Origin of the sequence: Roseibium sp. (assembly GCF_965232425.1) — a bacterium.
GTDB lineage: Bacteria > Pseudomonadota > Alphaproteobacteria > Rhizobiales > Stappiaceae > Roseibium.
Genome location: NZ_OZ246971.1, coordinates 4,723,077 through 4,737,277, shown reverse-complemented (window position 1 = coordinate 4,737,277; position 14,201 = coordinate 4,723,077). Strand labels below are relative to the sequence as shown.

Sequence of the window (14,201 nt, the reverse complement as noted above, 5' to 3'; positions counted from 1 at the left end):
CCCCAATTTCAACTGATATGACGCTTACTTCTGTTGAAATTCACGCGTTTGAAGGCGTTTTTTGACGCTCGGTGAAGCCGCGCACCGGTCTGCACCCCAAAAGCATGTCTTCAAGAGGGATTGAGTAGGGGTCAGGGTCCTAGTTTGCTCTCCAGGACGCACGTTTGCGCATTCTGAAGACAAAGCCGATGACCTCGGCAACCGCCTTGTAGTGCTCTTCGGGAACTTCCTGATCGATTTCCACCGTTGCGTAAAGTGCCCTCGCCAGCGGCGGGTTCTCAACGACAGGAACCTCGTTGTCCTTCGCGACCTCGCGCATTTTCAGGGCGATCGCGTCCGTGCCCTTGGCAAGGCAGAGCGGTGCACCCATGCCTTCCTCGTACTTGAGCGCAACGGCAAAGTGCGTCGGGTTGGTCACGACAACGGTCGCCTGCGGCACCGCCGCCATCATGCGTTTTCGCGACCGCTCCATGCGCAGTTGCCGGATCTTGCCCTTGACCTGCGGATCACCCTCGGTCTGCTTGAATTCTTCCTTCACCTCGCGAAGGGACATCTTCTGTTTATTGAACCACTTGTTCTTCTGGTAGGCGTAGTCTGCCGCTGCCACGACCGTCATGACCGCTAGGATGGCCGCAAGCAGCTGCAGGATCAGGACCTGGGCCTCCTCCAGGATGACGCTTGTCTCGGCGAAAATGATGATGTCGGCCTCGTCGCGATGCGGCCACATCACCGCCACCATGAGCGCACCGACAATCGAGATCTTGAACATGCCCTTGGCGAAGTTCACCAGACTGTCGGCGGAAAACAGGCGCTTGAAACCGGAGAGCGGCGAGATCTTGGACAGTTTGGGCTTGATCGTCTCGGCGGTCAGAAGCGGCTGATGCTGTATCAGGTTGCCGGCAACGGCCATCACCAGCAGCGAGATCAGCGGCAGCCCGACGATCAGGGCGACCGATTGGCCCGTATCGCGCCAGAGCGCCTTCAGGGCGAAGCCGTCCACGGGGATCTGGTGCGCATGTTCGATATACCCCTTCATGAGACCGCTGAGCGAGGCCGCCGCCCCCGGCGCGAAAATAGCGATCATCAGGGTTGCCCCGGCAAGGGTGAACCAGGTGCTGACCTCCTGCGATTTGGGAACGTCCCCCTTGTCATGCGCTTCCTTCAAGCGCTTTTGCGTGGGGTCCTCAGTCTTTTCTGAGTCGTCGGTATCGTCAGCCATGTCGACCCGTCACCCTATAACGAACTTGCCGATCGATTCCTGGAAATGCTCGAGATAGAACATCATCAGCGTCGCAATCAGCGCCATGAGAAGGAACAGACCCACGGCGATGTTCACGGGCATCGCGATGAAGAAGATCTGCATTTGCGGCATCAGCTTGTTGAGCAGGCCGAGACCAAAATAGAACACCAGCCCGACCACCAGGAACGGCGCGCTCATGCGCACCGCAATCGTGAACACATGCGCAACCGTTTCCGTGGCGTTTTGCGCAAAATCACTCATGGGCGGCAGATTGCCGGGCGGAAAAATCGTGAAGCTGTCATAGAGGGCGGCAATGACCAGGTAGTGCGAATCCGACACGAAGACCAGCGTGATCCCCAGGACGGCCAGAAAGTTGCCGTAGAGAGCCCCCTGTTGACCTTCGTTGGCGATATCCGTTCCCAGCGCAAAGGCAAGCCCGGACTGGTTCGCCATGATCATGCCGGCAATCTGGAGAGCGGATGTGATCAGGCGCGCGCACAGCCCGATGCCGAACCCGATGGCAAGTTCGCCTCCCAGCAGCAAAAGCAGCTGCATCATGTTTGATGTGAGGTTGTCCGGATAGAGCGATGCTGCGACCGGATACATCACCAGCGTGAGCGCAAGCGCGATGGTCAGCCGGAACCGCATCGGAATGGAGCTCTCGCCCAGCGCGGGAAGAAGCATCAGCATCGTTCCGAGACGGGCGAACATCAACAGGAAGGCGGCGGCGACATCCGGCAGGAAATCTAGCTGAATGGTCATGAGGTCGCGCCCGTGAGCCCCTTCAGCCGGTCGTCAGGATCATTTCGGTGACCCGTCCCATGAACGCCTGAAGCAACTGGCTCATGAACGGCAGCGTCACGAGGATGGTCACGAAAATCGCGAGGATCTTGGGCACGAAGACCAGGGTCATTTCCTGGATTTGTGTCAGTGCCTGGAACAGAGCGATCACGACGCCGACGAGCAGCCCGATGACCATGGCCGGCGCGGCCACGAGGATCATCGTCCAGACGGCCTCGCGGGCCAGATCGAGGACTTCGCCTCCGGTCATGTCAAATCCCCCAAGGCGCAGTCAGATCGGCATCCGCATGATTTCTTCATAGGCGGAAATGACACGGTCACGAACCGCGACCATGGTTTCCAGAGCGACTTCGGTCTCGGCCACGGCCGTGACGACATCGACGACGCCGGTGTTACCTTCGATCATCCCGATCGCTTTCTCGTCGGCCTGCTGCCCCTTGTCGACAACGGTATCGACGGCTTCCTTTACCATCTGGCCGAAATCCATCCCGGTGGTCTCGGGAGTGGTTTCTTCAATTGTTCTGGCTTGTTGCTGGAGTTTGGCAGCCAGCTGGTAGGCATTGTTTGCAATTGACGGAGTGGTCACGGCTCCGGCCCCTTTCAGTAAGTGTATTCCAGAACTCAGGCGCGCAGAATGTCGATCGTTCGCTGCAACATCCGGCGCGTGGATTCGATGACATTCAGATTGGCCTCATAGGAACGCTGGGCTTCCCGCATGTCGGTTGTCTCGATCAGCGTGTTCACGTTCGGCTGCAGCACATATCCGTTCTCGTCGGCGGCGGGATGTCCCGGCATATGCGTCGACTTGAAATCGGAAGTATCCTCGGCGACCTTGCCGAGTTCGACGGTCTTTGCGCCGAGTTCCTTGTCGAAATGGCTCTGGAAGGTCGGGATCTTGCGCCGATAGGGCTCCTCCTCCGGCGTGCGCGCCGTTGAATTCGCATTGGCGATGTTCTCCGCGATGATGCGCATCCGGCCGTTCTGGGCTTTCAGCCCGCTCGCGGAGACGAACAGGGATTTGATCAGGTCCAACTTGCCAATCCTCCTTCAATCTGCGGCGCGCTAAACGCTCTTGGAAAGCGCGGTCCGGATGAGACCCAGCCCTTTGGTGTAGAGGGTCGTCGCGGCTTGGAAATCCATCTGGTTCTGCGTGATTTTCATCATCTGCTCTTCCAGATTTACATTGTTGCCGTCGGGCGTGATCTCAAAGGAGTCCAGCTTCTCGACCTTCGCAGGCAGATTGCCGGACACGGCCCCTGAGATATGACCGACCTTGGTGACCGCGGTACTGACGGCTGCATTCTGGAGACCGATATGGTCCTGGAACGAGTACGATTTGACGTCCCTGGACACATATCCGGGCGTATTCGCATTGGCGATGTTTTCAGCCAGAACGCTCTGCCGGGTCTGGTGCCACTGCATCTTCGACTTCAGCGCCTGGAAGAGCGGCAAGTCCATTGCGGCCATCTTTTTCACCATGTGTTAACCAACTAGGCAATCATTGCCGCCTAAATGGTTAACGAATAGTTAATGCAGGAATTGGCAAATGGCGGAACTTCTACAAAAAACAGTGGAATAGACCGACATTCCTTTGCAATTCGCGAATTCGAGCTGCCTCAAAACAGGCAATATTTGCCCACTTCTGTTAATTTTACATCGGAAAGAGATTCGGTCTCCGGCAACAAGCAAAACGGGAAATTGTGGCGAATTGCCGGATTATCGACACATTCGAAAGACGGAGAAACAGCCTCCGCAAATCGCTGAACCCAGACCCGGCAACGGCAACAATTGCTGGGGAAAAACTGGAGATACCCCAATTGCGACGACGGCGCGGTGTATCGGCAAAACGAGAACATTCCGCTGGCGGGGCGGTACGAGGTCAACATGTACAACTGGATTGAATCAACGTTCAACGTAAGCGGCGGCGCAACCCAGGTCATCGCCGCCATACTGGCACTGATCGTTGTCCTGCTGCTGTTCAGCATCTTCGTCTTCGTTCTGAAGCGGCTGACGGGCTCCAACGCCCCGCAGAACAGAAGCCGGCAACCGCGCATAGCGGTCATGGACAGCACGAATGTCGACGCCCGCAGACAGCTTGTCCTGATCCGCCGCGACAATGTCGAGCATCTTCTGCTGGTCGGTGGACCGAGCGATCTGGTCGTCGAGCAGAACATCGTCCGCAACGCACCGGTGGCGGCACAAAGGCAGGCCCCGAACGCGGTCCCCGCCAGTACCGGCTCGGGACCAATGAAGATGCCGACCGCGCCGGGCCCGGACATTCCGGCCAGACCGGAAGAGCCAGTACGGCAGCCTGTTGCCGCAATGGTGAAGCCGGAACCTGTGCCAGCGGTTCCGCTGAAAGCCAGGGCCGAACCGGCTGTCAGACCGGCCCCGAAGGCTGCCGCTGTCGGCGCGGCGGTCCGGCCGGTTGCCCCGCTGAAAAACGAAGACAAGACCCCGCCCGTGGCTCCCCCCGCCCCCACCGTGATTACGAGGCAGACGCAGGAAAAAGAAACCGGCACGCCTCCGGACAGGGCTGCGGACCTTCTGAGGGCGGCCACTCAAAACGGTTTCAACCGGTCCACGAGCGCCGCGCAAAATGTCAGGGAAGAGACCGCAGACGCGGCCGGGATCGAAGCTGCTGTGAAGAACAGGACAGAACCCGAAATCGGCGCTCCTTCGAAAGCCAAGGAAGAGCCGGCGTTCAAACCGGCACCGGAACCCGACCTGGAAAAAAGTGCTTCGGAGAGCGATGAAGGCGCATCGGCGCCGCTCAAGAGCCTCGGACGTTCGATCGCCGCGCGCGAACGATCGTCGCAGACAGTCCACACGATTACGCCCCCCTCGTCAGGCCCCGCTGCGCGCGCCAAGACCGCGCTGCTCACCCCGGTTCAGGTACCAAAGGAACCCGACGACAGCGGCTTCATGTTCAAGGAACAGGATGCAGAGACGCCGCCGGTCGATCCAACCGGGTCTGCCGACGATGGGGATAATGAACCGAATGCCGAAGTGAACCGGGAGGATGAGAAACTCAAGCTGTCCGACGTGTTTGGAAACACGGAAAGGTTCAACTGGGGTGACGACGAACCGGCAGAGGCCGTTGAGGCGGATGCCATCAGCGAAGATGCACCAGTTGAAGAGGAGACTGCACCGTCCGAAGACGCATCGGCCTCCCCTCCCCGAGAACTCAAGCTGGATCTTGAGATGGATGATCTCATCGATATCGAAACGCCGGACCCGCAAAAATCCGGTCCGGTTGAAGACAGTTCCGTTTCGCCGGTTCCGACCGTAAAAGGTCCGGAAATGCGATCCGAAGGATCGGCCCCTTCGGCTGCGAAGCAAGCGGCGACGCTTGATATTGTTCCGGGAGCTGAACCGGAACCACGGGTGGTTCAGGGATTGGGCGACAAGAACCCGATCGAGGATGAAATGGCCAAGATCCTCTTCGAGTTGGGCGGACAGCAAAATCGATGATCGGAGAGCGTCGCGACGCGGGGCATCGGTGGCGGTTCTGGAACGTGGGCGTCTTTCTTGCGCTCACCGTGATCTTGTCCGCATTCTCATCGCCGGCCCTGGCCCAGGAAATTTCTGTCGGTTTCGGGGACGACGCCAGCCTGACGGAACGCGCCGTTCAGCTGGTTATCCTGCTGACCGTTCTGTCGCTCGCGCCGTCCATCCTGGTCATGACCACAAGCTTCGTGCGTATCGTGGTTGTGCTGTCACTGTTGCGCTCCGCAATTGGCCTTCAGACCGCGCCGCCCAACATGGTCATGGTCAGCCTCGCGCTGTTCCTGTCGGCATTCATCATGATGCCGACGTTGCAGGCAGCCTATGACGCGGGTGTCCAGCCGCTGATAGAAGGCGATATCGAATTCGATCAGGCCTATGAGCGTGCGGCCGATCCGTTTCGCACCTTCATGCTGTCACAGGTACGCGAAAAGGATCTGGAACTGTTTCAGGAGCTCTCGGGTCAGGAGGCCCCGGAAGGGCCGGAAGATCTGGCCATGGCAACTCTCATTCCGGCATTCATGATTTCCGAACTGAGACGTGCGTTCGAGATCGGTTTCCTGCTTTATCTTCCCTTCCTGATCATCGACCTCGTGATTGCGTCGGTGCTGATGTCGATGGGCATGATGATGTTGCCGCCTGTCGTCATCTCCCTGCCCTTCAAGCTCATCTTCTTTGTTCTCGTTGACGGCTGGAACCTGGTGGCCGGATCGCTGGTCAAGAGTTTCGGCGGCGGCTAGCCTGGCTCGCGGGGCACCAGCAGAACGTACCAGAACCTCCTGACGCAAAAACTGGATCGGACCCGGACTATGCAGACCGGAAGCTTCTAGTAGAATGTCGGCGAGACTGCGATCTCGGACCAGTACTGAAGAATGACATCCATAACAGCGACGAATTGATCGTAGTCCTGCGGCTTGCAGACAAAGGCGCTCGCGTTTCGCTTGTAGCATTCGTGCATCTCTGCGGCATCGACCGAATTCGACAACATGATGACGGGTTGGTTCCAGTAGTTGGGATTGCGCGACAATTCACGCAGAAAGTCGATCCCCGGCAGTTGCGGCAACCGGATGTCCAGAAAGATCAGGTCTGGCGGAACTGTCTGGCTGCCGGGTTGACCGATTTGCCTGAAGTGGGCTTCGGCCTCGATTGCCGAACTGTAGCAGGTGACGTCGACCTCGCGGCGGCTTGCCTCAACGGCCTTTACAAACAGCAGCTGGTCATTGGCGTTGTCTTCAATGAGCATCACGTTGAGGCGGCGATGACGTCTGGGCGATATGATGTCTTCCTTGTTTGGCACCCGGACCGGCCCGCTCCCGCTTGTCTCAAGCACTTCGAAAAAATAGTCGACGGGAACACCAAGGACTTCGGCGAGCTTGAAAATCTGGAAGGCCGATATCCGGGACTCGCCGACTTCCTGTTTCTGGACAAGTTGAGGCGAAACACGGAGCCGTTTGGCAAGGTCGGCCTGACTGAGCCCGAGTTGCCGGCGTCTCTCCCTTAGCCTCGCGCCAAGCCTGTCGTCAGGATCGAAGCTGTTGTACATCGGCATGCTCTTTCGGGGTTGGCGTTGGATCCTTGGGTATCGTGAAGTAGAAGCTTGTCCCGGCGCCCAGCTTCGTCTGCAGCCAGATCACGCCCCCCATACGAAAGACAGCCTTCCGCACGATCGCGAGACCGACACCGTTACCGGCCGGTTTTGCCTGCGGATGAAACCGCGAAAAAACATCGAACACAGCTTCGCGGTTGTTTTGCGCAATACCCAGTCCGTTGTCGGAAACCGCGAACTCGTAAACGCTCGGCTTTTCGGTGAAATCTATCTCGAGCTGCAACGGACGATCAGGATGCCGGTAGTTTACGGCGTTCTGGATCAGGTTCTGGAACACATGCGTCATGAGCGTTGCATTGCACGTCACGATGGGCAGCGCGTCCATTTTCAGAGTGTGGTCTCGTCCTCCGTCGCCGCGTTTTTCCAGATCGGAAAAGATGGAATTGACGAGCTTGCGGCAATCGACCGGCTCGCTGAGATTGGCAACATGATTCAGGCTGGAGTAAATGATCAGATCGTCAATGAGACTGCGCATCTTCACGGACGCGTCCCGTATCCGGGTCAGATATTGCCGGCACTCCTCCCGGTTTTCCGTCTTTTCCGCCAGTTGCGAGAAGGAATAGATCGTGCGCAGCGGCTCCTTGAGGTCATGTGTTGCGATGTAGGAGAAATTCTTCATGTCCGGATCGATGAGATCGTAGGCCGCATGTCCGACTTCGGTCAGGTCGCCGCCCTGTATTTCTTCGGACGGGTTCAGCCTGATGTTGGTGAGCATGGTCAGCCCGCACCACAGAAGCAGGTTGGCGAAGGCGACGACAAGACAGATCGCGGTTGAGCCATAGATCTGTGTTTCCCAGGAAGCGTCATTGGCAAAGCTGACGACCACGATCGCCGAGAACAGCCCCGGTCCGAGGTGAACCGGCACGGCTCCGACCGCGTCGTCGATCTTCAGGCGAAGCAACAGTCGATCCGTTGCAATCATGATGGCAGCGCCACATGCACCAAACACAAAGCCCATATAGGCGTGTTGCGAGTGCGGAGCCGCGGTTATGGCCACCAGACCCGCCAGCGCACCGTTCAAAATGATCACCAGGTCCCACCGGCGAAGGACAAGCCTTGAATAGACACAGGCAAAAAGCACTCCGCCAACCGCACCCGAATTCGTAAACGCGACAATACGCGGGATATCGGCAAAGCCTGCGAGATCTTCAACAGGCAGGGCGGAACCGCCATTGAAGCCGAACCAGCCGATCCAAAGCAGAAACACACCCAGCGTCGCAAGAGGCAGAGACGACGGGGAGGTTTGCCGTTTCGCCCCCGGATGATCGAAGCGGTTCAGTCTCGGCCCGAGTATCAGGCTTCCGATCAAGGCGGCCAGGCCGCCTGCCGTGTGAACGACCGTTGCGCCGGCGAAGTCATGAAAGCCGTTCTGCTGCAGCCAACCACCACCCCAGACCCAATTGCCGATCAGGGGAAAGACCAGCGCGCCGTTGAAAGCGGCAAAGATCAGAAACGCATTGATCCGCATACGCTCCGCAACTGCACCGGAGACGATCGAAGTGGAGGAAACCGCGAAGAGCGATACAAAAAGCCAGTAGGCGGGTTGCAACAACCCGCCTTCCTGTAGATCGCCGTCCCCCCAGACCTGATAGGCTGAAAGGAAGTTTCCGTCTCCGATGCCGAACATCAACTGATGTCCCAACAGGTAAAAGGACATCGTGGTGACTGCCAGGGCCGCAACATTCTTGGTGAGAATTGCCGCCACGGATTTGCGCGAAACGGCACCTGCCTCCAGGAATGCAAATCCCACGATCATCAACATGATCAGGCCGGCACTGATCAGGAGCCCCATTGAGCTCAAGACTTCGGGTATGCTCATGAACGCCTGATCTTGATTGTCTCGGGATAGCGGGTTTCAAGCAACATGTCCTGCGGCCATTCAAGCCGACATCGCGGACATGTCGGGCTCCGGGTACGTGCCGGCCAATGCCACCTTTTTCTCGGCAACGCTCGCCCGGGCGCGGTCGACAAAGTCATCGAACAGGTAGGCAGCATCATGCGGCCCCGGCGAGGCTTCTGGATGGAACTGGACCGAGAGAATTTGCTGTTTCGGAAGCTCAAAACCGGCAAGTGTTCCGTCAAAAAGGGAGACATGCGTCGTGATCGCATCCTTTGGCAGGCTGTCACGATCGACGACAAATCCATGGTTTTGACTGGTGATCAGAACCGTGTCCGAGTGCTTGTCATAAACCGGATGGTTGGCCCCGTGATGCCCGAAGTGCATTTTTGAAACCTTGCCGCCGAGGGCGAGCGCCAACAGCTGGTGCCCGAGGCAAATTCCGAAAATCGGCAGGCCGTTCCGGGTCAGGCTGCGGATGGTCGGAACCGTATAGGGTGCAACTGCAACAGGGTCACCGGGTCCGTTCGAAAGCAGAATGCCGTCCGGCACAAGTTTCATGACCTCTTTTGACGAAACGGTTGCAGGCACGACCGAGACCCGGCAACCACGCCTCGTCAGGCAGTCGACGATGTTGCCCTTGACGCCATAGTCGATGATCGCGATATGCGGCTGGGTGTTCTCCATGGTTTTCTCTCCTTGGCCCTGGACAATTCGGATTGATTTTGTCGAGGCGCCTTCAACAAGTTTTTGCGACACGAGGCTGGGTTGATTTGCCGCCAGGGTGACGAGGCCGGCGGGGTCGTGGCGGGCGCTGCGATCAAAGGAAATCGCGCAATTCTGTGCGCCGTTCTCACGCAGATGACGGGTAAGTGCGCGTGTATCGATGCCGCAGATACCAGTCAGGCCATGATCGCAAAGCCATTTTTCCAAATGGGATTCGGACCGATGGTTCGAGGGATCGGTAATTTCATCTCTGAGCACACAACCGCGCGCCAGAGGGATCTGCGCTTCTGCATCATCGCGGTTCACGCCGACATTGCCGACATGCGGAAACGAGAAGGTGACCACTTGCCCGGCGTAGGAAGGATCGGACAGGATCTCCTGGTATCCGGTCATTGCCGTGTTGAAACAGAGTTCCGCGCTCACGATACCTTCGCGGCCGATCCCCTTGCCGTAAAACAGGGTCCCGTCGGCGAGAGCAAGCAATGCCGAGTGGTGGCACGGTGCGGGCGCAGCGGCGCGGGCGTAAACCTTCTTCGCCGGCGCGGCATCGCGATCCGGGCGCGCGTCGCTGCTCCTGGCAAACTTCTGCCGTGCCGCCAGTTCGAGAAAATTCCACAACGGACGGCGCAGGTCGCGCGCCTTGTCGAATTCCACATAGGTAACGTCTCCGAGATCCTCCAGATCCCGGATCAGCGTTGTCCTGATGGGCGCATTGCGCCAGACCGCAAACAGCATCGGCACGTTCTCGCCGCCAAAGATGTTGTAGGCGACCTCGAATGCCGTGCTCTCGCTCATGGCGGTGCGAATGTTGATGAAGGCATCGGCATTGCGGATGAGGGAAAGCCGGTAGTCGCGGAAGTTGCGCGGGGTGAAAGGCGCGCCGATATTCTGTTCGAAGGCCTCGCGAAACGACTCGTTCGATTGGGCTTCAGCGCTTCCAAGCAGTGAAATGTTGGCGAAGTGCCCGTCGATGCGCTTGATCTCGGACAGACACTGACTGATGACACTGGCTTCCAGTTCCGAGGACTGGGTCAGCGGTTGACGGACGAGAATGTTGAGCAGATTGTCAGCGCGATTGGACATCGGCACGCTCCTGTTGATTGAGTAGCTGAATGCATGGCCGGATTGACGCGGTGGAACCGCTCTGCGTCAGCGCCGCAACGGCGAGATCGCAAGACCGCATGGTTGTGTAGCAGGGGATGTCATTGCGAAGGGCGAACTTCCGGATACGCTTCGCCTCCGGCGCCGCGCATTCGGCCGCGTCGGGATTGAGGACGAGCCGTATCTGGTCCGGATCGAGTTCCTCAAGTGGATCGCCTTCATAGGCACCGACGTCCAGGCCGTGCGTCCCGAGAACCTTTCGCACACCCTCGGGCGCGCATATGTCGATCCCCTTCTTGCGCAGGAGTTTCAGCATTTCGACGAAGCTCGCCGTATCCGCCGGCATGGCGGGAACGATTGCGGCCCCTTCCCGGTCCAGCGAGAAGCCGGCCGCCTCCTGGGATTTTGCAAAGGCCTTCGGCAAGGTGCATTCAATACCCATCACCTCGCCTGTGGATTTCATCTCGGGCCCGAGGAGCGTGTCGCAGTCGGCGAAACGCTTGAAGGGAAGGACCGCTTCCTTCACCGAGTAAAGCCCGCGCGTTTCCGGGAAAATGTCCGGAAATTCATGCAGTTTGCGGCCAGCGATAACCTGAGCCGCAATTTTGGCGACCGGCACGCCCTTCGCCTTTGCGACGAAGGGGACGGTTCGGCTGGCTCTCGGATTTGCCTCGATCAGGAATACCTGATCCCGCTTGACGGCAAACTGGACATTGATCAGTCCGACGACCTTGAGCTCCCGGGCAATCGCGGCAGTCTGCCGGGTGAGTTGCTCGACAATATCGGCCGGCACGGAATAGGGCGGGATCACGCAGGCGCTGTCGCCGGAGTGGACCCCGGCCGGTTCGACATGTTCCATGACCCCTGATATCCGCACATCATCGCCGTCGCACAATGCGTCGACGTCGAACTCGATTGCGTTTTCAAGGTAGCCGTCAATCAGGACCGGCCTGTCATTCGAGACGCTGACCGCAGTGTCGATGTAGGATCTGAACTCGGCGTCATCGCGCACGATCCGCATAGACAGCCCTCCAAGCACGTAGGAAGGACGGATGACGACCGGGTAGCCAATTTCCTGCGCACAGCGAAGGGCTTCTGCTGCGGAACGGGCGATCGCATTTGGTGGCTGCTGCAAGCCCAGGCGCTCCACCAGTTCCTTGAAGCTTTCGCGGTCCTCGGAAAGATCAATCGACTGGGGCGGTGTCCCCAGAACCGGGATACCGGCATCCTGAATGGCCGCGGCCAGTTTCAAGGGTGTTTGCCCCCCCAATTGGACGACAACACCGATCAGATCGCCGCTCGACTGCTCCTTGCGCAACACCTCAAGAACATCTTCTTGCGTCAGCGGTTCGAAATAGAGCCGGTCGGAGCTGTCATAGTCTGTCGAGACGGTTTCGGGATTGCAGTTGATCATGATCGTTTCAAATCCGATCTCAGCGAGCGCTGAACACGCATGCACACAGCAGTAGTCGAATTCGATTCCCTGGCCGATCCGGTTCGGGCCACTTCCCAGAACCGCTATTTTCCGCCGGTTCGACGGATCGCATTCGCATTCCGGGGCAAACATGCCATCGCCCTCGTAGGACGAGTACATGAACGACGTCATGCATTTGAACTCTGCTGCACAGGTGTCGATCTTCTTGATGACCGGTTCGATACCGGCGCTCCGGCGAAAGGCCGCTATCTCGGCCTCGGAGTACCCGGCAAGTTCTCCGATGCGGGCATCGCTGAGCCCCTGCTTCTTGATCATCAACAGCGTGTCGCGATCCTGGGACAAACGGATCTCGCCGCCCCGTATCCGGGTTTCGAGATCGACAATGGACGCGATCTGGGACACATACCAGGCATCGATTCCGGTGCGCTTGCAGATTGTCTCCGCGTCAATTCCGGCCCTCAGCGCCTGTGCGACCAGCAAGATCCGCATTGGAGCAGGCTTCTCCAGGTCGTGAAGAATGCTGTCCTTGTCCGAACCGTGGCGGGTCTCGTTGAACCCGGTGAGGCCGATCTCCAGAGACCGCAGGGCCTTTTGCATCGATTGGGCGAAGTTGCGTCCGATCGACATGACTTCACCCACCGATTTCATTGATGTGGTGAGATGCGGATGCGTTTCGCCGAATTTTGAAAAATCAAACCGCGGGATTTTGGTGACCACGTAATCTATCGTCGGCTCGAAGCTTGCCGGTGTCGATCCGGTGATCTCATTGGTGATTTCGTTCAGCGTGTATCCGATCGCCAGTTTCGCGGCGATCCGTGCGATCGGAAATCCGGTCGCTTTCGACGCAAGGGCCGAAGAGCGGGACACGCGCGGGTTCATCTCGATCAGAATTTGCCGGCCGTTTTCAGGATCAACCGCAAACTGGACATTGGATCCGCCCGTATCGACCCCAATCTCGCGAAGACACGCCATCGCGTTGTCACGCATCGCCTGGTACTCTTTGTCGGTCAGCGTGAGAGCCGGTGCGACGGTAATCGAGTCGCCAGTATGAATACCCATCGGGTCGATGTTCTCGATGGGGCAAACAATGATGCAATTGTCCGCTTTGTCCCGGACGACTTCCAGCTCGGACTCTTTCCAACCCAACAGGGATTCTTCGACCAGAACCGAACCCACGGGCGACGCATCGAGACCGGTTTTCAGAAGATCAATGAATTCTTCCTTCGTGTAAGCAACCCCGCCGCCGGTTCCTCCCAGTGTGAATGAAGGCCTCAGGATTGCAGGCAAACCGGTTACATCAAGGGCAGCATGACCTTGCTCAATCGAAGTCACCTGAACGGATTTCGCACATTCGATGCCGATCTTCTCCATCGCGTTGCGGAACAACTCGCGGTCCTCGGCCTTTCGAATGACGTCGGGGCTCGCTCCGAGCAACTCGATGCCGGCATCGGTGAGAAAACCGCTGTCCGAGAGCGCAAGGGCAACGTTCAGGGCAACCTGCCCTCCCATGGTCGGAAGAATGGCAAAGGTCTCGTTCGGATGCGCCTGCATTTCGCGCGCAATGACATCCTGCACCGAACCCGGCGTCAGCGGTTCGATATAGGTCGCGTCCGCGGTTTCCGGGTCGGTCATGATCGTGGCCGGATTGGAATTTATGAGCACGACCCGGTACCCGTCTTCGCGAAGCGCTTTGCAGGCTTGTGTTCCCGAATAGTCAAATTCACACGCCTGACCGATGACGATGGGTCCGGCACCCAGCAAGACAATGGTGTCAATGTCCGTTCTCTTAGACAAAGAAAATCTCCCAGAAAGTTGGCTGCCTGAAGCGCAGCGCCGCTCCAGCGGGAGTTTATTAGTCGTTGAGCCATCGACTTAACATGATTTACTTGAACAGCAATTCTAATAACATTAGAAATCGCAGTGATTTTTGAGTCATGATATTGAATAT

At 58.1% G+C, this 14,201-nt stretch carries 12 protein-coding genes; 2 read left to right on the top strand and 10 right to left on the bottom strand.

Going from position 1 to position 14,201, the window contains the following annotated elements; genetic code table 11:
* Positions 1-139: 139 nt before the first annotated feature.
* Genes flhB through flgB form a run of 6 tightly spaced genes read right to left on the bottom strand, consistent with a single transcriptional unit; the run spans position 140 to position 3,508 of the window.
* Positions 140-1,219, bottom strand: a complete 1,080-nt coding sequence (gene flhB / locus ACO08A_RS21510; protein WP_422037951.1) for a flagellar biosynthesis protein FlhB — start codon at positions 1,217-1,219, stop codon at positions 140-142.
* Positions 1,220-1,228: 9 nt separating this feature from the next.
* Positions 1,229-2,002 carry a flagellar biosynthetic protein FliR gene (fliR, locus tag ACO08A_RS21505; protein WP_422037950.1) on the bottom strand — a complete coding sequence of 258 codons (774 nt, stop codon included), beginning with the start codon at positions 2,000-2,002 and terminating at the stop codon, positions 1,229-1,231.
* Positions 2,003-2,024: 22 nt separating this feature from the next.
* On the bottom strand, positions 2,025-2,291 hold the full coding sequence (fliQ, locus tag ACO08A_RS21500; protein WP_421983775.1) for a flagellar biosynthesis protein FliQ: 267 nt from the start codon (positions 2,289-2,291) through the stop codon (positions 2,025-2,027).
* 21 nt (positions 2,292-2,312) lie between these two features.
* The gene (locus tag ACO08A_RS21495; protein WP_422037949.1) at positions 2,313-2,627 is read right to left on the bottom strand and encodes a flagellar hook-basal body complex protein FliE; all 315 of its coding nucleotides are present in this window, start codon (positions 2,625-2,627) and stop codon (positions 2,313-2,315) included.
* Between the two features lie 35 nt (positions 2,628-2,662).
* Positions 2,663-3,073: a flagellar basal body rod protein FlgC gene (flgC, locus tag ACO08A_RS21490; RefSeq protein ID WP_319382839.1), complete on the bottom strand. Its 411-nt coding sequence runs from the start codon at positions 3,071-3,073 to the stop codon at positions 2,663-2,665.
* 30 nt (positions 3,074-3,103) lie between these two features.
* The gene (flgB, locus tag ACO08A_RS21485) at positions 3,104-3,508 is read right to left on the bottom strand and encodes a flagellar basal body rod protein FlgB (RefSeq protein WP_422037948.1); all 405 of its coding nucleotides are present in this window, start codon (positions 3,506-3,508) and stop codon (positions 3,104-3,106) included.
* A 417-nt stretch (positions 3,509-3,925) separates the two neighbouring features.
* Here flgB and ACO08A_RS21480 point away from each other — a divergent pair, with 417 nt between their 5' ends.
* On the top strand, positions 3,926-5,515 hold the full coding sequence (locus tag ACO08A_RS21480; RefSeq protein ID WP_422037947.1) for a hypothetical protein: 1,590 nt from the start codon (positions 3,926-3,928) through the stop codon (positions 5,513-5,515).
* Positions 5,512-6,288 carry a flagellar type III secretion system pore protein FliP gene (gene fliP, locus ACO08A_RS21475; protein ID WP_422037946.1) on the top strand — a complete coding sequence of 259 codons (777 nt, stop codon included), beginning with the start codon at positions 5,512-5,514 and terminating at the stop codon, positions 6,286-6,288. The genes ACO08A_RS21480 and fliP overlap by 4 nt, the downstream gene beginning before the upstream one ends.
* A gap of 86 nt (positions 6,289-6,374) precedes the next feature.
* On the opposite strand, the gene ACO08A_RS21470 is transcribed toward fliP, so the two are convergent.
* The 4 genes from ACO08A_RS21470 to carB are packed head-to-tail and all read right to left on the bottom strand — an operon-like array spanning position 6,375 to position 14,047.
* Positions 6,375-7,091, bottom strand: coding sequence for a helix-turn-helix domain-containing protein (locus ACO08A_RS21470; protein ID WP_422037945.1), 717 nt, complete (start codon positions 7,089-7,091; stop codon positions 6,375-6,377).
* A complete protein-coding gene (locus tag ACO08A_RS21465; RefSeq protein WP_422037944.1) occupies positions 7,069-8,973 on the bottom strand; it encodes an ATP-binding protein in 1,905 nt (634 codons plus the stop codon). Before ACO08A_RS21465 ends, ACO08A_RS21470 begins: the two co-directional genes overlap by 23 nt.
* 60 nt (positions 8,974-9,033) lie before the next feature.
* Positions 9,034-10,800: a glutamine-hydrolyzing carbamoyl-phosphate synthase small subunit gene (gene carA, locus ACO08A_RS21460; RefSeq protein WP_422037943.1), complete on the bottom strand. Its 1,767-nt coding sequence runs from the start codon at positions 10,798-10,800 to the stop codon at positions 9,034-9,036.
* On the bottom strand, positions 10,784-14,047 hold the full coding sequence (gene carB / locus ACO08A_RS21455; protein WP_422037942.1) for a carbamoyl-phosphate synthase large subunit: 3,264 nt from the start codon (positions 14,045-14,047) through the stop codon (positions 10,784-10,786). The genes carA and carB overlap by 17 nt, the downstream gene beginning before the upstream one ends.
* Between the last annotated feature and the right edge of the window lie 154 nt (positions 14,048-14,201).